This is a genomic window from Eggerthella sp. BIOML-A4, assembly GCF_009875575.1.
Lineage (GTDB): Bacteria > Actinomycetota > Coriobacteriia > Coriobacteriales > Eggerthellaceae > Eggerthella > Eggerthella lenta.
The window spans coordinates 85,190-109,982 of sequence record NZ_WWRX01000003.1 but is presented as its reverse complement, the minus strand read 5'-3'; the positions used below and the strand labels follow the sequence as shown (position 1 = coordinate 109,982).

Genomic DNA, 24,793 nt, shown 5'->3' with positions numbered 1-24,793 from the left:
GGCTCAACCCTATTTCGAGCGCATGAGCGTCTGCTTGAGCGCCGTAGGCGTCTCGAGCACCTTGAGGCAGCCCATAACCACGTTCGTGAGCGCCGTCTCGCTCGTCCACACGGGAATCTCCAGCTTGTCGGTGAGATAGCGGTCGAGACCGGACAAGAGGCCGCCGCCGCCCGTCAGCAGGATGCCGTTCTGAATGATGTCGGAGGCGAGATCGGGGTTCGTTTTCTTGAACGTCTCCTTGATATGCACGACCATCTCCTCACAAGGCTGCACGAGCGCGGAGCGCACGTCCTCGGATTGGATGGTGACCTCCTTCGGCTGCTCGGTGATCACATCCTGGCCCGAGATGATCATGTCGCGCTCGCGACCGTCCTCGAACGGCAGGATGGAGCCGATCTTGATCTTGATGATCTCGGCTGTTCGCTCACCGATCTTGATGCCCAGCAGGTCGCGCAGGTGCATGGCGATGGCCTCGTCCATGCGGTTGCCGGCCAGGCGCAGCGACGAGGAGGTGACGATGCCGCCGAGCGAGATGACGGCCACTTCCGTGGTGCCGCCGCCGATATCCACGACCATCGAGCCCGTCGGCTCGGTGACGGGCAGGTCGGCGCCCATGGCCGCGGCCATGGGCTCCTCGATGAGGTACGCCTGACGAGCGCCGGCCTGAACGGCAGCCTCGAACACCGCGCGCTTCTCCACCGAGGTTGCGCCGCACGGGATGCAGATGACGATGCGGGGCTTGGCCTGCCAGGGATACTTGCGCGGCGCCGCTTTGCTGATGAACGCCGAGATCATGGCCTCGGTCACGTCGTAGTCGGCCACTACGCCGTCGTGCAGGGGATGCTCGGCCGAGAACGCCTCGGGCGTATGGTTGATCATGTTCTTGGCTTCGTGGCCCACTGCGAGCACGCGATGGGTCGCCTTCTCGATGGCGACAACCGAGGGCTCGTTGACAACGATGCCCTCGCCCGGGATGGCGACCAGTGTATTTGCAGTTCCGAGGTCGATGGCCATATCCGTGGACATCTGGCCAGTCAGACCCGAGAACATGTCTAAAAAGGACATACAGGAAACCCCTTGAATCTCGATTCCAGGTGAAACCGAATTCTAGCACAGGCGTTGACGCGATGATGAAAATCCACGAGGGGCACACCCGCGCCTCCGCCTCTCCGCCCCTCTGTCTCGCCCTCGTCTCAGACCAAAAAAAGGCTGGAACCCGTAACGGATCCCAGCCTTTCCATCATAAGGGAACGAGACGTTAACACGTCCCTTTGTCTCAGTTTAGTGCACGCTGCAGCTGAGGCAGGGATCGTAGGCTCGCACGAGCTTCTCGATCTCGAGGCGCACGACGTCTTCCGCAGCCCCGTCGGCCACCAGCTTCTCGGCCAAAAGGCGCATGTCGGCTTCCAGGTTCGCCACGTTCTGCGCCGTAGGCGTGAGAATGGACGCATGCGTCACGCGTCCCTCGGCATCCAGCGTGAGGTCGTGGAACAGCGCGCCGCGCGGAGCCTCGGTGAAGCCCACGGCGCGCCCCGCCTTCACCTCGAAGGGCACGGGCAGGCTGGAGCTGGCGATGGCGCCCGGCTCGGCAAGCTTGCGGCACAGGTCGGCGCAGCGGTCGAGCGCATCCACGATCTCCACGGCCTGGGCCACGTTGTTCATGAACGGGTTCGCCTCAGGCGGGCGCAAGCCCGCCTTCGCGGCGGCCACCTTCGCGTTCTGCCCCAGGTTCTGCCACGATGCGTTGACGCGGGCCAGCGCGCCGGTGAAGTACGGGCTCTGCGTCTCGCGCACGCGCGCCAACAGAGCCGCCGAATGCGGCACCGCATGCTCCTCGATATGCTCCTGCACCTCGTTCGCATCGAAGACGATGCCCGCGTTCAGGAAAAACGCCTGGTCGGAGCATTCCACCGGGTAATAGTCGTCCTCCACCATGGCCAGCATGTCGCCGGCCGTAGCGATGTCGGGCACCTCGAAGCCGCGGAACAGATCCACCGCCTCAAGGGCGAAGTCCATCGCCGCATCCATCTTGTCTGCCAGCTCCAGATACTCGGCCGGCTCTATCTCGTGCGTGAAGCCCCCCACCACGGCGGTGATGGGATGAATGCTGCGACCTCCCACCTTCGTGCACAGCTCGTTGCCCAGCGCTTTGAGGCCCAGCGCCTGCTCGAACAGCTCGGGATCGGTCTGAGCCAGCGGGAACACGCTGGGCATGCCGAGGAAGTCAGGTGCGGCGAACACGAACAGATGCGACGCATGGTTCTGTAAATAGGAGCCGTACACCAGAAGCTCGCGCAGGGCGCGCGTGCGGTCGGTCACCTCCACGCCGAACACGCGCTCGATGGCCTTGAGGTCGGTCACCACGTGGCTCGACGAGCAGATGCCGCAGATGCGCGAAGAGATGTAGGGGATCTCCTCGAAGCGGCGGCCGCGCACCATGCTCTCGAACAGGCGGGCCGGCTCGACGACGTTCATCTCGACGGTTTTCACTTCCCCGTCCTCGATGACCACGTGCACGTTGCCGTGGCCCTCGACGCGGGCGATATGATCGACGTGAATCGCTGTTTTCGTCATAGAATGCGTCCTCACTCGCTGCCCGCAAGGGCGGGGTTCGTCTGGTTGAACATCTCGAGCGCCTGGTCGAAGTCGGCGACCGACACGCCGTAGCGCGCCACCGCCTCGCGCGCCGACGCCAGGTTCGCGTCGGGCGACAGCCCCCTGCACCCGTTGCACGGACGGCCCAGGTTAACGCACTTCGCGCCGCACCCGGCCGTGGTCACGAGCCCCAGGCACAGCTGCCCCTTTCCGAAGAAGCAGCTCGTCTCGTTGCGCTTGCAGTCGCCGCACATCGTGCGCGAGGGATACGTCTTGTTCGAGCCGTACAGCGCGCGCTGCAGCACGTCGATGAAGTCGTAGCTGTCGATGGGGCACGCACGCACCTCGAAGTCCACGTCGATGACGGCGCCCACCGCGCGCGGCGCCACCATGTCGCCGCAGGCCGACGGCACCCGATCGTACACCTGCCCAGGACGCTCGAGGAACCCCTCTGCGGCCATGCCGGGAATGCCGGCCGTCGTGGCGCACGCGCCCACGGCGATGATCGCGCCCGCCTTCTCGCGCAGGCTGCGCACCGTCGCTTCGGATTCCTCGGTGGTGACGGCGCCCTCGATGATGGCCACGTCGAAGTCCTCGGGCATGGGATCGCTCGAGGCCAGCTGCCAATAGCGCAGATCGATCTGACCGAGCACGTCCAGCAGGTGCGCCTCGGCGTTCGTGATCTGCAGTTGGCAGCCGAAGCAGCTGGCCAGGCCCACGACCACCACGCGCGGCGCGGACGGCTTCTCCTGGCAGGCTATGCAGTTTCCGTTCATGTCGCGCTTCTCCATCCTACATCGACCCCTGGATGTTCTTGGCTTCCCAATAGTTGAACACGGGCCCGTCGATGCACACGTACTGATGCCCGATCTGGCAGTGGCCGCACTTGCCCATGCCGCACTTCATATGGCGCTCGAAGCTCACGTAGATATGGTCGTAGCTGATGCCCTTCTTCCGCATCTCGTCGATGGCGAACCTATACATCACCGGCGGCCCGCACAGGGCGCCGAACGTGTTGGCGGCATCGATCTCCAAATGCTCGAAAGGCTTTGTGACCAGGCCGACCTCGCCGTCCCACGTGTCGTCGGGATGATCCACCGTCAGGTACAGGTCGAAGTCCTTGCGATGGCGCCACATCTCGAACTGCTGGCGGAACATCACCTCGGAGGGGTTCTTCGAACCGTAGATGATGGTGACCTTGCCGAACTCGGAACGCTCGTCGTGGATGTTGTTGATGAGCGAGCGCAGAGGAGCGATGCCGAGGCCGCCCGCCACCAGCAGGATGTCGTGCCCCTTCATGTCCTCGAACGGGAAGCCTCGGCCGAACGGGCCGCGCAGGCCCACGATGTCGCCGCACTGCATCTTGTGCAGCACCTCGGTGAAGTGGCCGGTGCGACGCACGCACAGCTCGATGAAGCCGCGCTTGGACGGCGAGCTGGATATGGAGATAGGCGCCTCGCCCACCCCGAAGATGGACACCTCGACGAACTGGCCCGGCTCGTGCGAGAACGCATCGCGGATGCGCTCGTCGATAAGGCGGAACTCGAACAGCTTCTCCGTCTCGGTGAGGTCGATGATGGACGTGATGCGCGCCGGCCAAGGCCGATACGGGTTCGCCGCCATCATCTGCTCGCCCGACAGGGGAGCCGCCTCGTCGAAGAACGGTTTGACCTGGACGGTGGACACCGCGCAGCTACTGGGCATCTTGCATCCCCTTCCTCTCGAAGAACTCGAGCACCTCGATGGGGTTGATGTTCGCCTTGCACGCCTTCACGCAGCGACCGCACCCCACGCACAGCATGCGGTCATGGTTCGCGAGGAACCCGTTGAGCTTGTGGTACATGCGGTGCCGCACGCGGTTGCGCCCGTCGCCGCGGAAGTTGTGGCCGCCGGCCACCTGCGCGAACTGCGGCGCAGTGCACGCGTCCCACACGCGCTCGCGCCGACCCGCCTCGCCGGAGGGATCGAACGTGTCCTGGATGTCGAAGCAGAAGCACGTGGGGCACACCGCCGAGCACGCCGTGCACGACAGGCAGCGCCCGCCCAGCTCCTCCCAGAACGGGTCTTTATGGAACGCGTCCATGAGCATAGCCACGTCCTGGATGTCGGGGATAGCGTCGTTGAACGCCTCCTGGCGCCGACGCGTGGCATGGCGGAACTCGATACGGTCCTCGTCGGTGGCCACGCGCGGGTTGCACGCCGCCTCGAGGATGTTCGCCGCCTCGACGCTGGATATGCTGACCAGGTACTTGCCGCCGATATCCTGCAAAAACAGGTCGTAGCCGAAACGCGCCTCGTCGGAGCCCCACAAATGGCAGAAGCACGTCTCGGAGGGCATGCAGCTGATCCCCACGATGAGCGTGGCGTTGCGCCGGGCGACGTAGTAGGGGTCGGGATAGCGGCCGTCCTTGAACACGAGGTCGAGCCGGTTCACCGCGTTGATGTCGCAGGCATGCGCGCCGAAGATGACGCGCGGCGTGATCTCGGCGGCGAAGTCGGTCACGCTGTTCGTGCGCGCGTCGAAGGACATGAGCGTCTCCTCGGGCGGCAGGAAGTACTTCTTCGGCGAAGCCATGGTGGTAGGATAGGCAAGCTCGATGTCGTCGGGCGATTCGATGGTCTCGAAGGCGTAGCCCTGGTCGCGCTTGACCGGAGCCACCACTTCGTAGGTTTCCATGAACGCCGACACGAGCGAGGGAAGTTCAGCAGCGTCGATGACTCGATAGAGCATGCTCACGTCCTTTTCTCGTCTGGTATCCCGCGCAGCCTTCGGTGCGCGAAGCTCCGAAAAACAAAAAACGCGCCGTCGCTCGAGCGAAAGGCTCGTACGCGGCGGCGCGCTCGGAACGTGCTTTACGCGAAGAAGATGCCGATCTCGCGCTCGGCGGATTCCGGGGAATCGGAGCCATGGATGACATTCTCGTCCATGATGAGGCCGAAATCGCCGCGAATCGTGCCGGGGGCAGCTTCTGCCGGATTAGTGGCGCCCATAAGGGAACGGCACTTGGCCACCGCGCCGTCGCCGGACACGACCATCTTCACGACCGGACCGCTGGTGATGTAGGAAATGAGGCCGTCGTAGAACGGCTTGCCCTCATGCTCGGCGTAGTTGGCCTTCGCCTGCTCGTCGGTCACCATGCCCAGCTCCATGCGCTCGATCTTGAGGCCCGCGCGCTCGAAGCGGTTGACGATCTCGCCGATGTGGCCGTTGCGCACGCCGTCGGGCTTGATCATCGTGTAGGTCTTCTGCTGTGCCATGTTGTAGTGCCCTTTCTCTCTCTTTATACGAGGGTGTCATCCTGAGCGGAGGCGGCGAAGCCGCCGCAGTCGAAGGATCCCCTATGGCGCCGACCGACGGCTTCCGGCTTGCGCCGCACGGGATCCTTCGACTTCGCTTCCTTCGGTCGCTCCGCTCAGGATGACAAAAACGGCGTATGCCGCTTTTGTCAGTTCTGGCTCGGGAAGTACAGCTCCACGTTCGACACCTTCCACCCGATCATGTTGCGCACGAGGGATACCTTGTACTGTATGTCGCCGCCTTCGGGCGTCTTAGCCGTCACGTACACGGTGGAATCGCTCATGGACTTGTCCATGCCGTCGATCGCAGGGCTGCCCACCGTCGAGAGGAGCTCGGTCATGGACGCGGCGTTCTCCTCGGTCACCTCGCTGGCGAAGGCCGCTTTCGGATCCGAGAACAGCTGCTCGACCACCTGGTCCTGCGACGGATAGCCCCAGCCCTGCGTGTACAGGAACACGGCGGCGCCGAAAGCGACCAGCACGATCAGGATGATGGTGACGAGGATCTTGAGACCCACGTTGCGGCGCTTGCGATCCTGCTTGGCGAGACCCTTCGACCACTGCTCCAGCTCTTCGTCGCTGGCGTTGAAGAAATGATCCTCCGCGCCCGGGGCGCCGTAGGGGTTCGTCTCGGCCTGGGCGTACGGATCGGCGTAGTAGTACGGTTCCTGGCCGCCCGCCGCGTACGGATCCTGATCCACGTACACGGCCGTGCCGTCGGCGGCCACGTCGAGCCCCGACATGTCGGCAACGGGCGCCACCGGAGCCATCACCTGGGTGATCTCGGACGTGCCCTGGGCGACCGCGGCGATTGCGCGCTGGTAGTCGACGCTGGCCGAATCGCTGAGGAAGTACGTCTTGTCGGCGATGGACTCGTCGAAGGCGTTCACGGCCTTCTGCATCTGGCCGCTGGCCACGTAGGCCTGGCCGAGGTTCGCGTACAGCTTGTTGCGCGTGTCGGGCTGCATGTCGAACTGCAGCGCGCTCTCGTAGGAGGCCACGGCGTCGGCCGGACGGTCGAGCGCCATGAAGCACACGCCGAGGTTGAGCAGCGCCTTCGTGGGATCGGGGTTGGCCTCGTCGAGCGCGGCCTCGCGAAACGCCACGCCGGCCTCGGCCGACTTGCCCAGCTTCAACAGCGCGTTGCCCATGCCCGAGTAGGCCTTGTAGGACGCATCGTACTTGGCGTCGGACACGGCGATCTCGAAGTGCTTGACGGCGTCCTCGTAATCATGCAGCGAGGCGTAGGCCATGCCGAGGTTGTAGTTCACCGCGCCGCACGCGTCGTAGGCCGCATCGGCGGTCGCCTGCGTGTAGGCGTGGATGGCCTCGTTCGGGTTCTTGAGCTTGACCAGGCAGTTGCCGATCTGGTGGTACAACAGCCCCACCTCGCCGGGTGCAAGCGAGCTGCCCGCATCCTGCAAGCACTGCGTGTAGGCAGCCAGGGCGCCTTGGAAGTCCTTGCGCGCGTACGCCGCCCGGGCTTGCTGGAATAAGTCGTTGTTCATCTGCTTCCTTCGTATCTTCGCGGAATCGCCTCGGCGTCTCGGATCGCTATTCGGCGGCGTTCTCGATCTCGACGCTCTCGATCACGTCGCCTACGCGCAGCTGGCCGATGACGTCCATGCCGTCGATCGTCTGGCCAAACACCGTGTAGCCCGAGTCCAGCATGGGCTGGGCGCCCAGGCACAGGTAGAACTGCGAGCCGGCGGAGTTGGGATCCTGGGAGCGCGCCATGGCCAGCGAGCCGTCGAGGTGCTTGTTGTTGGGGTTCGTGGAGAACTCCTCCTTGATGGAATAGCCCGGGCCGCCCGTGCCGAGGCCCGCGAACGGGTTGCCGGCCTTCTTGACGACCTCTTCGGGCGTGAGGTCGCGCGTGTTCGGGCAGCCGCCTTGGATCACGAAGCCGGGAACGTGGCGGTGGAACTTCAGGCCGTCGTAGAAGCCCTTGCGCGCCAGCTCGACGAAGTTGCCCACGTGGATGGGGGCGTCCTTGCCCGCCAGCTGCACGCGGACGGTGCCCTTCGACGTGGTGATGACGGCGACCTCGTCGCCGGTCGGCTGGTATTCCGGAGTGTACTGCGCCATGGGTCGGCTCCTTTTCGTTTGCTTGCTATCATGCGCCCACGCGAAACGGGGCGAAAGTATCGCATACAAGGGTGAAGTTTAGCAGGTCAAGTCCGCCAGACCGGAAAAATCGTAGAACATCCACGGCAATCTGAGACGCTGCAAGAAAAGGAGAAAACGGCGTGATCGGCAAGGCGAAGAGAAGGAAGTGGGCGATGCGACGAGAACGCGCAACGGCACATCGCCCTCTTTTTTGAACACGCATCCACGAGGATGCGAGCCCTCTTTCTACCCTTCTTCGAGGTCGCCCTTGTTCACGACGACGATGCGGCCGAAACCGCGTTCGGCGAGCTGCTCTTGCTGGTGGTTGAAGTTGCGCGCCTTCTTCTGAACGGATACCGTCTTCCCTTCGTCTCTCGCTTTCTGCCATTCCGCCTGCAGCCTCGAGACCTCGAGCGGGCTCAGCGACTTGTCGTACAGCACGGCGATCGCATCTTCGGACGGTTCGGCGCACGCCTTTTCCAGGAGTATCTTCACGATCCGCTCGAATCCTACGGAGAAGCCGCAAGCCGCGACGTCGCGGCCGGAAAACCTCCCCACCATCTTGTCGTAGCGCCCTCCGCCGGCGATGGACATGCCCTCGAATTCGGCGGACTCCACCTCGAATATCGTTCCGGTGTAGTACCCCATGCCCCTCACCAGCGACAGGTCCAGCCGGGGAACCGTCTCCCCTTCCGAGAACAGCTCCACGCCGGCGATGACGTCCTCCAAATCCGAAAGGACGTCCTCCGCGCCCGCTTCCGCCAGGAGAGCCCTGCAGCAGGCCAGCTTGTCGTCCGCTTTCGAGAAGCTCGACAGCGCCTCCCGGTAGGCCGCCACGCTCTTCTCGCCGTGCCCGCAGTGAACAAGCTCCTCGCACACTCCGTCCAGCCCGATCTTGTCGAGCTTGTCCATGGACACGAACACCTCGGCAAAGGACTGTTCTTCGAAGCCGCATGCCCTGGCCAGCGCGACGAGCAGCCTCCTGTCGTTTATCCTGATCATGCTCGAGCCCAGGCCGACCTTCCTCAAGAACGAGGAGGTGGCGCACAGAAGCTCGATCTCCGCGTTGACGGACGGATCCCCTATGACGTCGATGTCCGTCTGGTAGAACTGCCTGAAGCGCCCGTCCTGGGGCTTGTCCGCGCGCCACACCGGGCCGATCTGCATGGCCTTGAACGGCGAGGGGAGCAGCTGGGCGTTCTTCGCATGAAAGCGCGAGAGCGGGACGGTGAGATCGTAGCGCATCCCGAGGTCGACCAGATCGGAAGCGTCGCCGCCGCCCGACGCGCTTTTCAGCTTCTCGCCTCGCTTGAGGATCTTGAACACGAGCTTCTCGTTGTCCCCGCCCTGGTTGCATGACAGGTTGTCGATCCTTTCCATGCACGGGGTCTCGATCTGCTCGAAGCCGAAGGACCGGTACACCTCCCGCATCGTGTCCAGAACCTCGTTTCTCAATCTCATCTCGGCCGGGAGAATGTCCTTCATCCCCTTTGCCGGCTCTTTGGATACCATCGTTTACCCCGTTCTTGCTCGAATCCTTGCATATCGCCTAGATGGTCGCGTCTTCTTCCCGCAATCGAGCCGCGGCGAACTCGAAGATCGCGTGCGCCACCACTTTGCGATCGTCGTTCTTGATGTCACCGACGTACACCGGAGGGCATTGGACGCGGGCGGCCAGGTTGTTCAACGTCGCCAGGCTCGATATCGCCGCGTCGTGCTTTCCCGTCCTGTTGCGGTCGATGCTCTCGATCTCGGCTCGGCACGCGGACGCATCGTCCGGGCCGTGAAGCGCTCGGACGGCTTCGATTTTAGGCGCGAACGCCATGACGCACTTCGCGTACGCGAGAACGTGTTCCAGATGGCGAAGGGTCCGCTCGGCATGGTCGGGGTTGCGCAACAGCGCGGACAAGGCCGAAGAATCGATGTACGGCGTCATGGGATCCTCTCTTTCCATTCTCTCTTCGAAGGCCGCCAGCGCGGCTTCGATGCCAGACGGCGGCTGGCAGCACATATGCTCGTCCAAGCTTACCACGGTCTGGTACAGGCACGTGTGCCGTGCGTCCAGGTACGGAAGGTCGTTGTGGAAGTGCCCGAAGAACCAGTGCTTGAAATCGGCGGTCTCGAGCTCGTCGAGGAAATCGGTCAGCTCGTCGGTGAGGATGGACGAGCCGTCGTCGACGCATTGCAAGGCCAAGGGGAGCATGCTGGTCGCGCAGGTGTGCGACAAGATGAAGTCCACCTTCCAACCGTGCTTCTCGAGGTTTTTCCGGGCGTTTCGGTACTCGCGCTCGTCCGGCAGCTCCTCCGGAAACCACGTCCCCCTCTCCTGCTGGGCGCATTTGTCGACGGACGTCGCCCCTCCCATGGCGAAGAACGTGCGCCCGTCGATGTCGTACACCTCGCCGCGCATGAGATGGATGATCCTTCCGTATCCCGGATAGCGATGGACGAGGCCGCCGCGCCATTCCGTTTCCGGAAGCCGGTTCAGAAAATCGAAGCGCTCGTGGTTCCCGTCGACGAACAGCGTCGTCCACGGCTTCGACGCCAGCTTTCGCAGGTCGTCGTCGCTTTCCATCATATCGAAGGGCATGCCGAAGTCTCCCAGCACGATGACGTAGTCGTTGCGGGTGAGGTTCTCGCCTTCGGGGAAGTTCCAAACCTCGAAGCGGTCGGGATCGTCGATCAATCCATGGATGTCGCCGGTAAGAAAAACGGCCATATCCTACCTCCTTTTGCTTTCGTGCAGGGCATGCAGAGCGATGAGCAAACGCCCGCGCGCCTCGATGCGCATGTTGACGGCGTTGAGGAATTCAGCGATCTGATGACTACTATCCTCATCCCGAGGCAAGTAAGAATCGGGATCGTCCAGCTTGTGCCCCGTCCAAAACGACTCGACGGAGCAACCGCCCTCTTCCGCCTCTTCGCGAAGTTCTTTGTACTCCTCGATAACGCTCGCCGGACTCGTGCTTTCCCGAGCCTCGTCCAAAAACTTTTCGACAGCCTTGTTGCCCACGCAGTAAAATTCCAATCGCGCAAGTTCGACGTACTCCTCGAACTCGATGGGTATCTCCTCGACGGCATAAGATCCCCAGTGTTTCTTGAGCCATTCGAGCGATAGATCCCAATAATCATACACTTGGCCCGTTTGGCCCGATTGGCCTACATGAGGCAAACCGTAGTATCCCCGTCCACTATTGAAGGTTGTCCCCTTGCTGGGCTTTATGTACGGGATAAAGGTGAAGTTGCCGATCGTATGGGCGAGCTTCGCAAACCACTCCAACTGCTTCCATAAATCGTCCGTCCCTTTCGCTCGAGGGGGCCGCTGCGCATGTTCCTCGAAAAACGCCAGACCCTCCCTCCACGATGCGCAACGCTTGCAAGGGTCCTTCTCTTTCCTCTTAATCCGATAATCATTGAAATCATCAGGATAGAGAACGTGCAAAGAGCAGTTGAAGGTGGTCGCGAACGAGTTCATGGCATCATAGCCGATCAGCAGGCTCATGCTTCCCTTTTCCAGCTTGTCCTCCCCTCGCGCCTTCTCCCACGCATCGCCATCTGAATCGGGAAGGGAGAGGGCGTCGGAAAGCACATCCTTCGACGAACCGATGCACTCGGGTTCCGTGGAAAAGGCGTCTCCCGTAGACTTGTACGCCAAAAACCTCCCGATCGAATCGTTACCGTCTCCTTCCTTTTCAAATTTTTCGAAGGCCTCAAAGTAATGCTTTTTGTAATCGTAGTCCCATGCGTAGGGGTTTTCTGCCATGCCCGAACTCCCGTTCCTCGATCGCCTGTCGTTTCATCATACCTTACGACCTTGCGACTCGGCGCGTTCCCTTTCTTCACGGGCGGCTCTTCCGGCCTGCTCCACTTTATAGTAGGCCGTGAGCAAACGGCCCCGCACCTCGATGCGCATGTTGACGGCCTTGAGGAGGGAGATGAGCTGATCGATATCCCGGGGCTCGCAGGAGTCGGGGTCCTCCAACTTGCGCCCCTCCCAGAAGGGCACGACACCGAGCTTTCGCCCAAGGGGCTCGCAAACGTCTTCGAAGTGCGGGTAAACCTGCACGACGTGCGCCGGATTCGCGCCGTCCATTCGCATTCCCTCCAAACACCATTCGACAAGCTCGTCGTCTATGCAGTAGACCCCCAGCTTCGCCAACATGACGTAGTGCGGAAACTCCAGCATGCCGCCGGGATCGTCCTCCTTCGACGCCCACAGGCAGAAGTCCCGCGACTTCTCAAGCCAGACGAGAGCGAGATCCCCGTATGCGCGCCAGCCCCCTCGCCAATCCCCGCGGCAAGCCCGCCAACACTCCCCCGGACGCTGCGCATCGGGACACGGCGCCTCGTCGCGCCGATCACAGCGCAGAAGGGGCCAGCACGAGAAGTTGCCGACCGTATAGGCGAGCGCTGCGAACCTTTCGAGCTCCTCCCACGCTTCCGCCTCCCGGCCCTCGAACGCCGGCCACCGGCCTTCCGTTTCGAACAGCTCCAAAGCCCTTTGCGAGCAAGACTCCCCCTCTACGCAGGACAAGGAAGGGAACAGGAGGCGAGCGGCGCAAGAGAAAATCTCCGGAAAAGAATTCAGGGTGATGTTTTCCGCGTAAGCGCTCTCTTCGCAAAACTCAAGCAAACCGTCCCGATAGTCGACGGGCCAACCGGAAGAATAGGCGGCTCCGAGGGCTAGGATGTCGTACACCGGCGAGCACAACGCGTGCTCGATGCGGGACGACGATTCCTCCGAGCCGTCGTCCCACAAGCTCTCGTTCACCAGCAGCTTCGATATCGCATCGACGTAGATGTCCATGTCCTTGCCGGCCTTCGCGAACATAGCACGCAACTGCGCATCGGAGTAGCTCGGAAAGAATTGTCCTCCCCAGAAGAATTCGTCCTGCCACATATACCCGTAATCGTAGTCCCAATCGAGAAACCTCGATTCGGCGCTGATATTCAGTTCCACGAGCCTTCCTTCCCCTTCGCTCCGTACAGAGCGATAAGCAAACGTCCGCGCGCCTCGATGCGAACGGTAACGGCATCGAGGAAGGAGATGATCTGGTCGAGGCTCTGAGGTTTGGAAAAACCGGGGCGATCCAATGCGTGCCCCTCCCAGAACGGCGTGACCGAATGCCCGCCTTCTTCCGCGTGCGCACGCACCGCATCGTACGCATCGATGACGCCCTGCGGGCTTGCACCCTTCCGAGCTTCTTCCAAGAACGTTTCGGCGACCTCGTCCTTCACACAGTAGAGCTCCAATCGCGCGAGCTCGACGTACTCCTCGAACGAGATCGCGCATCCGTCGTCGACCCCGAACCAGTGCTTCTTGAGCCACTCGAGCGACAAGTCCCAGTAGTCGAGCATCGGGCCATATGCGAGCTTGTCGCCTTCGACTCTCGCCGGCAGATAACCGGTTCCCCGCCGCGTGTTGAAGTTCGTGCCGCAGCCCCCGTCGTCGAACCTCATATACGGAATGTAGGTGAAGTTGCCGATCGTGTGGGCAAGCCGGGCAAACCGCTCCAATCGATCCCACGCCTCTTGGGCGCGCCCCTCCTGATCGGGCCATCTCATCGTTTTCTCGTAGTATTCCAGGCCCTTTTTCGCCGATGGCGGGTATTGGATCCCGAAACCGAGGTACCGCTGGGAGAAGTTGAACGTGGTCGCAAACGAGTTCATGGCGTCGTAGCCGATCGAAAGCACCCTGCTCCCGTTCGCCAGCTTGTCCCCGTACTCGTTCTCTCCCAAGCGAGCCTCCCATCCTTCGGGGAGCCCGACCTTGAGGAGCACGTCCCTCGACGGGTAGGCGCACTCGTGCTCTCCCGTTCTGAGGAGCCCTTCCTTTCTCGACAGGGCCTTGTATGCGAGGAGCCTGGAGATCGCATCGCCGTAGTCGTCCTCGCTCTTGCCGACCGCTTCGAAAGCCGCACGCACCGGCGCTTCGTCGAGCTCCTCAAGACGGTCGTCCGCGAACCTGTAACGCTCCTTGTAGTCGTAATCCCACGTGAAGGGCTTTTTGTTCTCGATCATGCCCGTCCTCGCTCTCTCAATCTTTCGCAACTTCATTCCGCCTTGCCTGCTCGCATCCGCGATATCGACCCCGCCCCCATCCTCGCCGCTCGTCCGATCCCTCATTATGCGCCGGCGAATCCCAGAGACGGCTTCTCGGCTAGGCCTTCCCAAGCGAAATCCTCGGGCTCCAACGTGACGAGCTCCTGCTCGCTGGGCTTCCGCGTGCCGAGCAGGCGCACGAGCCTCGCCCCTTGGGCTATCATCGCATGCTCCAGCAGGTTGCGCATGAAGCGGGCGTTGCCGAAGCCCGGGCTCTTCGCGGCCGCTCGCGCGAAGCCCTCCGCCCGTAGCGCGGCGGCCGGAGCAAGGCGCAAACCTTCCTTGTCGGCCATCGTCTCCAGCACCCGGCGCAGCTCGGAGGGGGCGTAGTCGGGAAACTCCACCTGGAATCCCACGCGCGACGCGAGCCCCTGGTTCACCGTGAACAGCTGCTCCATCTCGCGCGTGTAGCCGGCGAAAATGACAACCACGTCGTCACGCAGCTTCTCCATCTGGTCGACGATGGTTGCGACGGCCTCCTCGCCGTAGCTCCCGTGCATCCCGTCGTCGAGCGAGTACGCCTCGTCGACGAACAGCACCGAGCCCTTCGCACGGCGGAACAGCTTCGCAACCTTGGGCGCCGTGTGCCCGACGGCCGTCCCCACCAGATCTTGGCGCCCGCATTCGTAGAAATCGCCCACCGACAACACGCCCTCCTCTTTCAAGATGCGCCCCACCAGGCGCGCCACCTCGGTCTTGCCCGTGCCGGGGTTGCCCATGAAGGCCATGTGCATCGACACGCCCGCAGAGGTCGCCCCGGCATCGCGCCGCATCTTCTGCACGCGGGCGAAGTCGAGGCGCTCCGACACCAGCCGCTTCACCGTTTCGAGCCCGACGAGACCCTCCAACTCCTCCCGTGCGCTTTTCGCTCGCACGCTCGACGCGCGGCAGCCCACGTCCTGCGGCAAAAGCGTCTGCAGCTCGGCTCGAGAGAATTCCGCCCCCTCGCCCCGCGAGCGCGCCAAACGCGCCTGCTGCGCCCCTACCGCGTCTTCGAACAGCTTGCGCGCATAGCGCGCGTTTCCCTGGTCGTCCCTCCTACCGCCTCGCGCGAGCACATCGCGCACAGCGATTCGGGTCTCCTCGGGCACTACGAGCTCGGCGCGCGAGCACATGAGGTCGAACACCTGGCACAGCTCGTCGGGCGTGTAGTCGGGGAATCTCACGATCGATCCGAGGCGGGAGCGGAACCCGGAGTTCGAGTCCAAGAGCGCATCCATCTCCTCTTCGTAGCCGGCCAAGACGACCACCGTATCGTCGCGGCAGTTCTCCATGAAGGCCATGAGCTCGGGGACGGGGCTGCCGATGGGGCGAAGCATCCCGTACGCCTCGTCGATGAACAGCACCGACCCACGCGCGGCGTCGAACGTCTCCTTCACGTTCCAGCCGGCGGCTCCCGACACCGTTATCACGCGGCCCTCGCTCAGCACCCCCTCCTCGGCAAGGATCCGACCGTACAAGCGCGCCACCTCGGTCTTGCCCGTGCCGGGAGAGCCCACGAAAGCCGTATGGAGCGAGAACGGCTGCACGGGAAGGCCCGCGAATTCCGCCTCGCGATTCATCCGGCGGCGAAGGAGAATGTCCTTCACCTGGCGCTTCACCTCGTCAAGGCCCACCAGCTCGTCGAGTCGCTGCAAGGCCGATGCCTCCCCGCTGGCCTCCAGCATGCGCTTGGATTCGGCGGCCACCCCGACGTACTGCGGGTACAGCGAGCGGATGAGGGCCTGCTGCTTCCATTCGGCGAACGCCTGATCCAAGTCGTCGAAGGAGCGGTTGCGCAATCGTTCTTCGAGAAACGCCTCCAACGTGGCGTCCGCCTCCACGCCCTCCTCGATGGCGAGCTTCTGCAGACGGAGCCTCCGCGCTTCGGCGTCGGAGTCCCTCATGCTCGGAACGGCGTCCTCCGCCACCTCCACCATCGGCGCTCCCAAGCGCTTTCGGATGCGCGCTTTCACATCGGGCTTGCCTGGCGGCACGAGGAACATCAGCTGCATGGTGTCGCACTGTCCCTTCACGACGTCGATGAGCTTGGCGAGCATCCGATAGGAGCGTTTGCCGAACGACGAGCCCTCGTCGTGCGACCCGTACTTGATCACCAGCACGTTGCCGTCAAGCGCTTCCGCAAGCGCCTCGTTCATCTGATCCTCCCAATCCCTGTCCGTGAACGATCCGTGATAGACGTTGTCGAACTTGTCCAGATCCAAGGTGAACACATGGCGCGAAGGCAAGCGCCCCGCCTGAAGGAGAGCCGCCAGGAGGATGTCCAAGGCCGGCTCGTAGCGAGACGGGCTCGCCCCTTCCAGCAGATAATGGATGGGCGCCAAAGCCGCCGTCCCGCCTTTGCGCGCAGGCTCCGCGTACACGCGCGACAGCTCCTCCTCAAGGGCTCGAACGTACCTCGTTCGCTGCAATCGCTCGAACGCCTCGCTTTTCGGAAGCGGGCTTCCCAGCAGCCTTTCCACCATCAGCAGCGGATAACGCATGAGCTCACGCAGCTCGGAGAGGTTGGCGATGCGGCACAGCCTGCCCTCGTTGAACCACGCGGCGCTGGCATAGCTGTAGGAGTCGTCGATGAGGCACGTGCTGAACGTGCACTCCTCGACTTCGACCATCGAAGGATGCGGTATGTCCCACAGGCGGCACGCCTCGAGCACGTACTCCTTCGCGTCGCCCTCGTCGACGCTCCACTCGGAGCAGAGCAGCGACACGCAGAACCGCAGCGCGTCGTCTTCGTCGCGCTGCCCGCGTCGGAACCGATAGGGGAACAGCAGCGCCTTCTTGTCGAACTCGTCGCGCAAATAGCCTTTTTCGTCGATCGTCCAGTTGTCAACGTCCGTCGTCTTGCATACCGCCCTGTAGCACTTCATCGCTTCGCACGCCTCTCCCTCGCCCTGTCTTGACGAAATCCATGATAATGGGCACTATGGAAAGAAAAACGGACATGATATACGACGAAGGAGCCCTATACTGTCGGCAACCGGGATGCAAGGAGAAGGTACGATGGGCGAACGGACGACGAAGAGAAGCACGAGGCCGCAACGGCGGCGGGACAACCGCTTGAAGCTTTTGCCGCTGTGCATCCTGCGCATACTGGAACGGGACACCGATGTCGACCATCCCCTGAGCATCGAGAACATCCGTAAAAAAGTTGAGGCCGACTACGGCATCGAGGTCGACCGCAAGACCGTCTCGAACAACCTGTCATGGCTCAGCGAGCTCGACGAGCGGGTGCGCTGCGACGTGAAAGCGCGCTCGGACGGCCATGGCGGCATACAGGAGGTGAGCAGCGGATGGCACTGCGAGCCAGCCCTCGAGGCGGAAGAGCTGCGCTATCTGGCAGACGCGCTGCTCAGCTGTCCGCGAATGCCCCCGCGCCAGAAGCGGGACCTGTGGCAGAAGGTGAGCGCGCTGGGCGGGAGCCATGCGAAGAGGTTCGCGGGTCTCGGCGATTTCCACGACGCGAACCCGCGGCCTGCGGTGAACAAGCAGCTGTTCCGCACCATCGACGTGCTGAACGAGGCCCTGGGCAGCGGCTGCCAAGCGAGCTTCCTGCTTGGCAGCTTGGATCTGAAGGGCAGGTTCTGCCGGCAGGCCGAAGAGCGGCGCCATGTCGTCGACCCGAGGTTCATGGCCATGAGCGACGGGAGGCATTACCTTTTCGCCAGCTATCCGAGCACCCGAACGCCCCCGGACGACCGCAAGATGTATTCGTTCCGCATCGACCTCATGCTCGACGCGGAGCTGTGCAGGGACGAAGACGGAAACCCCCGGAAGGCTACCGTGCCTCCCGACCGGAACCCCGACGTCAGAACCTACCTGGACAAGCACCTCTACACGTTCTCCGACCCCATCGTCCCCGTGCTGTTCCGGTTCGAGGACACCGATGCGAACCGGAACCTCGTGTTCGACCGCTTCGGGTCGGCGGTGCGCCTCGAACGCGCCGAAGACGACGCAGCAGACGGTCGCCCGTGCCTCGACGCCGTCGTGCAGGCGAACGAGGACGCCATGCGCTTCCTCGCGATGCAGTATTCGGGCGTGATCGAGGTGCTGGAGCCCCAAAGCCTGCGCGACGCGCTGCATGAGGAAGGGCTGCGAGTGGCGAAGCGCTACGCGCAGCCGCGATAAGACGAGCGGCTCCGAAAAAGGCAGGAGGCCGAGGCAGCGCGCCTGCGCTAGCGCGCCGCCTCCGGATCGAGGTACACGCGCGAGCCCGTGGCGCCGCGCTGGCCCTGGTACTTGCCGGCGTAGGGGTTCTTCGCCGCCTCGTCCAGCTGGGCGAACACCAGCTGCCCCACGCGCCTGCCCGAGCGCAGCTCCAGCGCGCAGCGGTTCGCGTTGAACAGCTCCAGCGTGATCTCGCCTTCGAAGCCCGGATCCACCCAACCGGCGTTCTGCACGAACAGCCCCATGCGCCCCAGCGAGCTGCGCCCTTCCACGAAGGCGGTGAGGTCGGCGCCCAGGCGCACGTACTCCATGGTTGTTGCCAGCACGAACTGGCCCGGCAGCAGGATGTAGCGGTCGGCGCGGATCGTCTTGTAGGCGATCTCGTCCTCCAGCCCCACGATGCCGCTCGGCGTGTCCTCGACGATGCCGAACGTGTCGCCCAGGCGGATGTCCACGCTGGCGGGCTGGATCTGCTCCGGCTCGAGGGGCTCGATGGCAAGGCTTCCTTCGGCGAGGAGCTTCTCTATGGTCTTGTCAGACAGGATCATGGGCTTTCCTTTCGCGAGCGGTTCGTGCGTACGAGAGAGGGACGCGGGACGGCGGCGGCGCTAGAGGCGCTCGAAGACGCTGGCCACCTCGACGTGATAGGTTTGCGGGAACATGTCGACGGGCTGGACGCTGGCCAGGCGATACCCCTGATCTTCGAAGCGCGCGACATCGCGCGCCCAGGTGGCAGGGTTGCAGCTGACGTAGGCCACGCGTTCCGGCGCAGCGGCGGCGATGCTCTCCACCACGCCATCGGCCAGGCCCGCGCGAGGCGGATCCACCACCAGCGCGTCGAGGCCGCCCAGCTCCGGCAGCTCGCGCGCCGCGTCGCCGCCGATCACCTCGACGTCCACGCGGTTCATGTCGGCGTTGCGCCTGAGGTCGCGCACCGATGAGCCCGCGGCCTCCACGGCCAGCACCTCGGCGCCCGCCTGCGCGAGCGGCACCGAGAACGTGCCGCCGCCGGCGTACAGGTCGGCGATCAGCAGGTCGTCGAGCCCTTCGGGCCCGTCCTCGCCTATGCGTCCGCCCAAGCCCTCGATCACGCAGGCGATGAGCTTCTCGGCCTGCGCGGTGTTCACCTGGAAGAACGACGGTGCGCTGGCCAGGTAGCGGGCGTCGCCCAGCTGTTCCTCCCAGCATCCCTTGCCGTCGAGCGTCTCGACGCCCTTGATCTTGCGAGCCTTGCCGGGGTCGGCCATGACGCGCACGATGCTGGTGGCCTTGACGGCGCTCTTGACGGTTTTGGCGATGTGTCCGCGCGGAAAGGAGCCGGGACTCGTCCACAGGGCTACTTCCAGATCGCCCGTGCGCAGGCTGTGGCGCACGCCCACGCGGAAGATGCCGAGGTCGGCCGACCCTTGCGCGAAGCGCAGCGCGCCGCGCAGCGCCTTGGGCGCCTTGGCGATGGCGTCGTGAGCGAGGGGGCAGGCGCCCGGCGAGGCGATGTCGTGCGTGCCCTCGCGGTGGAACCCCAGCTGGAACGTGCCATGCTCGTCGATGGTCGCGCCCAGCTCCAGCTTGTTGCGATAGCCCCACTGGCGTTTGCTCGGCAGGCAGGGGCGCACCAGCTCCTCGGCGCGCTCGCGGCCGAACTTCGCCGTGCGCTCGAGCGCCGCCGCCACGTTGGCGCGCTTCGCCTCCAGCTGCGCGTCATAGGACAGGTGCTGCCAGGGGCATCCTCCGCAGGCCGCGCCCGCCTCGCAGCGCGGGCGGACGCGCAGCTCGGAGGGCTCGACGAGCCGCGCGATGCGCGCGCGGGCGAACGTCGGCTTGTCCTCGACGATCTCCAACGCGGCCACGTCGCCGGGCGCGCCGCCCTCCACGAACACGGCCTTGCCGCTCTCCAGGCGGCCGACCGCCTCGCTGCCGTAGCCCATCCGCTCTATCGTTATGGTTTCTTCCATGAATACGCCCAAATCTCGTTTTTGTTTTTCCGTTTCGTCCATGATAGCGTATAATCTCCTCCACCGTGCCCTTGTAGCTCAGGGGATAGAGCGTCTGCCTCCGGAGCAGAAAGCCGCAGGTTCGAATCCTGTCAAGGGCACCAGGTAAAACGACACGAGGCCGGAATCCGTTCCCGGCCTCGTTTTTTATTGTCGGTGCATCGTCTGATTCGACGCTGAGACGGCGATGACGCCGAGATCGCCGCGCCATGGCGAAAACGGGGCGGTTTGGTAACCCCAAAACCTTTCCGCTTCCCAATTCGCCGGCGCGTCGAAGCGGAAGCCCGACATCAGCCCAGGTCGATTTTTTCGGCATCCCGTCGCGAGTTGCAACCGATTACCAAACCGCCTCGTTTTTACCCGGTCACGCCCTTTTCGCCGTCATCCCGCGCTAACACCAGCAGGGAGCACCCCGGCTAACGCCGCGCGGGTTCCTTCGGCTCCGCGCTGGCGCGCTGCGAGCAGGATGACAGGCGGAGGCTTCGCTCGTTCGGGGCAGCTTCGGCCGAGACGGCTATTCGATGTCCGAGAGGATCTCGCCGGGCGCATCGCCCGCGTCGAGGAAGATCTTGCGCGTCACGAAGTTCCACACCATGACGATGAACGTGGCGCCGATCTTCACGATGAGGTAGTGGATGCCCAGAAACTCCACGCCCGCCCACATGCAGCCGTTGTTGAGGCCCAGGCCGATAACCGACAGCACGACGAAGATGGCGAACTCGCGGCGGCGGCTCATGCCCTCCTTATGGGTGAACACGTAGCGCATCGACGCCGCGTAGTTGAACACGACCGAGGCCGTGAACGAAATGGTGGCGCTGACGAGGTAGTTCACGCCGAACGCCTCGGTGAGCAGAGCAAGTAAGCCGTAGTCGATGACGAAAGCGATGACGCCCACCACGCCGAACTTCATGATCTGAGCAACGAGCTTCTTCACCGCGCGCGTCCTTTCGCTCTACGCGCCCCCTCCCCGCGAGCGCCCTCTCAAAAACCTGTCCATTGTGGCATATACGAGATGGATATCAAGGGGTTTGCTCAGATGGCCATCCATTCCGCTCATGCGGCTGCGCTCCTCGTCCTCGACGAACGCGTTGGCCGTCATCGCGACGATGGGCACCGAACGCGCGTCGTCGCGGTCGAGCGAGCGAATGACGCGGGTCGCCTCGTAGCCGTCCATCTCGGGCATCTGGATGTCCATGAAGATCAGGTCGACGGAGCCCGGGTGCGAGCGCTCGAACGCGCGCACGGCCTCGGCGCCCGTGGACGCCGCCAGGACCTCGGCACCCGCCATGGCCAGCACCTCGGTGGCTATCTCGCGGTTGAGCTCGTTGTCTTCGGCGACGATGACGCGCCTGCCGGAGAAATCGTACGAAACTCCGTCGCCGTGCGTTCGGGACCGCGCGGCGAACGCATCGTCGCACGTGGCGGCCCCTTCGCCCGAGGCTCGTCCGAACGGCACGTCCACCGTGAAGGTCGACCCCTTCCCCACCTCGCTCGACAACGATATACGACCGCCCATCATCTCCGTGAACCGCTTCGTGATGGCAAGGCCCAGACCCGTGCCTCCGCGTCTGCATGAAGACTCGTCGCCCTGCTCGAAAGACGAGAATATCCGCTCGCGGTTCTCCGGCTTGATGCCGCAACCCGTATCGGTCACCGAGAAGCGCAGCCAGATCGCGTCGTCGTGCGCAGCATCCTCTTCCGGCGGCGCGGGAAGCTCCTCTATGCGCAGCGTGACGCTGCCGTCGCGAGGAGTGAACTTGAAAGCGTTGCCAACGAGATTGTAAACGATCTGGTTCAGCCGAAGCCCGTCGCCGACGAGCAGCGAGGGCAGCGCGCCCACTTCTTCCGTCTTGTAGCGAATCCCCTGTTCGAGAGCCTGCGTTCCGAACACGTCGTCGAGCGACCCTACGAACGTCCCGAAATCGAACGTCTCGCGCTTGATGTCGATCTTGCCGCTTTCGATCTTGCTCATGTCGAGGATGTCGTTGATGAGCGCCATGAGATGCTCGGACGTCACGTCGATCTTCTCGAGGCAGGCTCGCGCCTTCTCCTCGTCGTGCGCATTCTCGAGCGCGATGGCGGTCATGCCCATGATGCCGTTCATCGGCGTACGAATCTCGTGCGACATGCGCGAGAGGAACTCGCTTTTCGCCAAACTGGCGCGCCGCGCTTCCTCGGAAGCGCGCTCGGCGCGGTTCTTCTCGTCCGACAGCAGACGCGTGTTGCGCTTGACCAGCTGATAGTAGATCGAGAAGAAGATGGCTATGACCGCGATGATCATGGTCGCCATGAGAACGGCGTTCTGCATGAGCACCCAGCTGAGTCCCGCCACGTCCTCGTCCACCACGCCGTAGGGCATGGCGGTACACAGATACCAGTCTTGATTGCTCATCGGCCGAAAGTACAGGTACTCGTGATGGCCCCCGCACCAGAAGGGAAGCAGGAACGTCTCCCCGTTCTCCACGGCTTCTCGCACCTGGTCCATGCTGTACCCCTTGTCGAGGCGAGCGCTCGATTCCAACGCGTCGAACAGGTTCTCGCCGTTGCACAGCCCCTCGGCATCGCATCCTGCGATGCAAGTGCCGTCGAAGCCGATGACGCTCGACCGCGCGCTGCCATTGACCAGATCGAGGTTGAGCTTCCCGGAAACGGTGTCGACGCCGAACCCGGCGACGACGGCGGTGAACGTGACGCCTCCGCAGGTAACGGGCTCGAAGGAATCCACGAGCGCGATGGTTCCGTTGTATAGCATCACGTCGTGGCCGTGCGCGTCCCGATACGACAGCCCCAGCTCGCTGCGGGCGGCAAGCTCCTCATCCGAGGCGGCGTCCGAGCCCCACGACGTGTAGTAGAGCCCGTCGCTGCCACGCAGCGCAAGGTAGGCGTACTCGTCATCGTCCGCCTCCATGCAGGCGAGGAAATCCCTCACCTCGTCGAGATTCTCCGGGTCGTACAGCTCAAGCGAGCTGCCCACGGTTTCCAGCTGGCAGAACTTGCCGTCGATGCCGGTGTTGAAATGGGAGATGACCTGGTTGCTGAGCTCTTGCAAGTACACTTCGCTCATGGTTTCCACCGCGGCCGCCGTCGCCTGACGCGACGAGACGATCGTGTACGCGAGCGCGATCAGAAGCGCAAGGACGAGCGCGACCACGATGATGGCGATGCGCCGCCGCTCGCGCGAGCGGGTAATCAGTTCCATAGGGAGGACGCCCCTCTTCCAGTCGTAGCGGGCGTTCTTCATTGTAGCAGGAGGCGCCGGGCACAATATTACCGGTCGAAAACGGCTTCCTTACCGGGTTTCATCTGGAAAACAACGGAGCCGTCTGGCGCAAGCCCGACGTTTCGAGTAGGATGAACCTCACCTATACAGAACCGAGGAGTGATTCGTGGATCAGAAGATCGATACGCCGCGCGCCCAGAGCGGCACCGTCGCCGTGCTCATCCCCTGCTACAACGAGGCCGTAACCATCGGCAAGGTGGTCGACGACTTCAGGCGCGTGCTGCCCGAAGCGACCGTGTACGTCTACGACAACAACTCCTCCGACGGCACCGCTTCCATCGCGGCCGAGCACGGCGCCGTGGTGCGGGCCGAACGCCGCCAGGGCAAGGGCAACGTGGTGCGCCAGATGCTGCGCGACATCGACGCCGACTACTACGTCATGGTGGACGGCGACGACACGTACCCCGCCGAGGCCGCGCCGGAGCTCCTGGCGCCGCTCATGGCCGACGAGGCCGACATGAGCGTGGGCGACCGCCTGTCCAACGGCACCTACGGCGAGGAGAACGACCGCGCGTTCCACGGCTTCGGCAACGACCTCGTGCGCACGCTCATCAAATGGATCTACGGCTTCGAGTTCTCCGACGTCATGACCGGCTATCGAGCCTTCAACGCCGTGTTCGCCAAGACCATGCCGGTGCTCTCGCCCGGGTTCGAGATCGAGACGGAGCTTTCCATCCATGCCGTCGACAAGCGCTGGCGCATCGCCGAGGTGCCGATCGACTACCGCGACCGCCCCGAAGGATCGGAGAGCAAGCTCAACACGTTCTCGGACGGCATGAAGGTGCTGGCCATGATCATGTCGCTGTTCAAGGACTATCGCCCGCTCGCGCTGTTCAGCTGGCTCGCGCTTCTGTTCTGCTTGTTGGGCCTCATCGCCGGCATCCCCGTCATCTGGGAGTTCGCCGCGACGGGCCTCGTACCGCGCCTGCCCTCCGCATTGCTGGCCGTGGCCCTCGTGTTCGTCGGCATCCTCGCATTCGCCAGCGGCCTCATCCTGGACACGGTGGTCAAGGGCACTCGCAAGGAGTACGAGCTGCAGGTGACGCAGGCCTACGAGCGCTACGGCAGGCGCAGGGCGTAAGCCCCGGAAACGCCTCGAGGGGCGCGGGTGTTGACAATACTCGCTACGCACTCCATCACACCGCGCCCCTGCCCGTCAATCATCCTAGCAAATGCCTTGAACAATGTTCAGTCGTGATTTATGACCTTTTTGCTGAGAGAATAATAATTCTGGCCGAACTTTCCTTATTATACC

Annotated in this window: 20 protein-coding genes and 1 tRNA gene; 3 read left to right on the top strand and 18 right to left on the bottom strand. The window is 63.5% G+C overall.

Features of this window, described 5'->3' with window-relative positions; translation table 11 throughout:
* Positions 1–9: 9 nt before the first annotated feature.
* The 14 genes from GT613_RS03475 to GT613_RS03410 all read right to left on the bottom strand — a co-directional run bounded on the left by GT613_RS03475 (position 10) and on the right by GT613_RS03410 (position 16,970).
* Entirely contained in the window at positions 10–1,065 is a 1,056-nt protein-coding gene (locus GT613_RS03475) for a rod shape-determining protein (RefSeq protein WP_009304616.1), read from the bottom strand.
* Between the two features lie 216 nt (positions 1,066–1,281).
* Complete coding sequence (locus tag GT613_RS03470) at positions 1,282–2,574, bottom strand: Ni/Fe hydrogenase subunit alpha (RefSeq protein ID WP_015760489.1); 1,293 nt, start codon at positions 2,572–2,574, stop codon at positions 1,282–1,284.
* An 11-nt stretch (positions 2,575–2,585) separates the two neighbouring features.
* On the bottom strand, positions 2,586–3,371 hold the full coding sequence (locus tag GT613_RS03465) for an NADH ubiquinone oxidoreductase (RefSeq protein ID WP_015760488.1): 786 nt from the start codon (positions 3,369–3,371) through the stop codon (positions 2,586–2,588).
* A 16-nt stretch (positions 3,372–3,387) separates the two neighbouring features.
* Positions 3,388–4,299 carry an FAD/NAD(P)-binding protein gene (locus GT613_RS03460; RefSeq protein ID WP_009304619.1) on the bottom strand — a complete coding sequence of 304 codons (912 nt, stop codon included), beginning with the start codon at positions 4,297–4,299 and terminating at the stop codon, positions 3,388–3,390.
* On the bottom strand, positions 4,289–5,326 hold the full coding sequence (locus GT613_RS03455; RefSeq protein WP_009304620.1) for a 4Fe-4S dicluster domain-containing protein: 1,038 nt from the start codon (positions 5,324–5,326) through the stop codon (positions 4,289–4,291). Before GT613_RS03455 ends, GT613_RS03460 begins: the two co-directional genes overlap by 11 nt.
* 122 nt (positions 5,327–5,448) lie before the next feature.
* Positions 5,449–5,853 carry a nucleoside-diphosphate kinase gene (gene ndk, locus GT613_RS03450; protein ID WP_009304621.1) on the bottom strand — a complete coding sequence of 135 codons (405 nt, stop codon included), beginning with the start codon at positions 5,851–5,853 and terminating at the stop codon, positions 5,449–5,451.
* A 188-nt stretch (positions 5,854–6,041) separates the two neighbouring features.
* Positions 6,042–7,400: a tetratricopeptide repeat protein gene (locus tag GT613_RS03445; protein ID WP_114551916.1), complete on the bottom strand. Its 1,359-nt coding sequence runs from the start codon at positions 7,398–7,400 to the stop codon at positions 6,042–6,044.
* 46 nt (positions 7,401–7,446) lie between these two features.
* Complete coding sequence (locus GT613_RS03440) at positions 7,447–7,980, bottom strand: peptidylprolyl isomerase (RefSeq protein ID WP_009304623.1); 534 nt, start codon at positions 7,978–7,980, stop codon at positions 7,447–7,449.
* Between the two features lie 267 nt (positions 7,981–8,247).
* Complete coding sequence (locus GT613_RS03435) at positions 8,248–9,486, bottom strand: HisS family protein (protein WP_233839737.1); 1,239 nt, start codon at positions 9,484–9,486, stop codon at positions 8,248–8,250.
* 64 nt (positions 9,487–9,550) lie between these two features.
* Positions 9,551–10,720, bottom strand: coding sequence for a metallophosphoesterase (locus GT613_RS03430; protein WP_114551656.1), 1,170 nt, complete (start codon positions 10,718–10,720; stop codon positions 9,551–9,553).
* 3 nt (positions 10,721–10,723) lie between these two features.
* Complete coding sequence (locus GT613_RS03425) at positions 10,724–11,764, bottom strand: hypothetical protein (protein WP_114551655.1); 1,041 nt, start codon at positions 11,762–11,764, stop codon at positions 10,724–10,726.
* Between the two features lie 36 nt (positions 11,765–11,800).
* Positions 11,801–12,961: a hypothetical protein gene (locus GT613_RS03420; protein ID WP_114551654.1), complete on the bottom strand. Its 1,161-nt coding sequence runs from the start codon at positions 12,959–12,961 to the stop codon at positions 11,801–11,803.
* Positions 12,952–14,022 (bottom strand): hypothetical protein, encoded by a 1,071-nt coding sequence (locus GT613_RS03415; protein WP_114551653.1) that lies wholly within the window; start codon positions 14,020–14,022, stop codon positions 12,952–12,954. The genes GT613_RS03420 and GT613_RS03415 overlap by 10 nt, the downstream gene beginning before the upstream one ends.
* A 104-nt stretch (positions 14,023–14,126) precedes the next feature.
* Complete coding sequence (locus GT613_RS03410) at positions 14,127–16,970, bottom strand: AAA family ATPase (protein WP_114551652.1); 2,844 nt, start codon at positions 16,968–16,970, stop codon at positions 14,127–14,129.
* A gap of 133 nt (positions 16,971–17,103) precedes the next feature.
* On the opposite strand from GT613_RS03410, the gene GT613_RS03405 reads away from it, so the two are divergent.
* Positions 17,104–18,228 (top strand): YafY family protein, encoded by a 1,125-nt coding sequence (locus GT613_RS03405; protein WP_161172503.1) that lies wholly within the window; start codon positions 17,104–17,106, stop codon positions 18,226–18,228.
* A 47-nt stretch (positions 18,229–18,275) separates the two neighbouring features.
* Here GT613_RS03405 and dcd read toward each other — a convergent pair whose 3' ends face one another.
* Complete coding sequence (gene dcd, locus GT613_RS03400) at positions 18,276–18,815, bottom strand: dCTP deaminase (RefSeq protein WP_114551650.1); 540 nt, start codon at positions 18,813–18,815, stop codon at positions 18,276–18,278.
* A gap of 60 nt (positions 18,816–18,875) precedes the next feature.
* Complete coding sequence (gene rlmD, locus GT613_RS03395; RefSeq protein ID WP_114551649.1) at positions 18,876–20,261, bottom strand: 23S rRNA (uracil(1939)-C(5))-methyltransferase RlmD; 1,386 nt, start codon at positions 20,259–20,261, stop codon at positions 18,876–18,878.
* A 25-nt stretch (positions 20,262–20,286) separates the two neighbouring features.
* On the opposite strand from rlmD, the gene GT613_RS03390 reads away from it, so the two are divergent.
* Positions 20,287–20,362: transfer RNA gene (locus tag GT613_RS03390), tRNA-Arg, on the top strand.
* Positions 20,363–20,772: 410 nt separating this feature from the next.
* On the opposite strand, the gene GT613_RS03385 is transcribed toward GT613_RS03390, so the two are convergent.
* Positions 20,773–21,192 carry a GtrA family protein gene (locus GT613_RS03385; RefSeq protein WP_009304626.1) on the bottom strand — a complete coding sequence of 140 codons (420 nt, stop codon included), beginning with the start codon at positions 21,190–21,192 and terminating at the stop codon, positions 20,773–20,775.
* An 18-nt stretch (positions 21,193–21,210) separates the two neighbouring features.
* On the bottom strand, positions 21,211–23,457 hold the full coding sequence (locus GT613_RS03380) for an ATP-binding protein (protein WP_226844470.1): 2,247 nt from the start codon (positions 23,455–23,457) through the stop codon (positions 21,211–21,213).
* A 187-nt stretch (positions 23,458–23,644) separates the two neighbouring features.
* Here GT613_RS03380 and GT613_RS03375 point away from each other — a divergent pair, with 187 nt between their 5' ends.
* Positions 23,645–24,619, top strand: a complete 975-nt coding sequence (locus GT613_RS03375) for a glycosyltransferase family 2 protein (RefSeq protein ID WP_009304630.1) — start codon at positions 23,645–23,647, stop codon at positions 24,617–24,619.
* Positions 24,620–24,793: the final 174 nt, after the last annotated feature.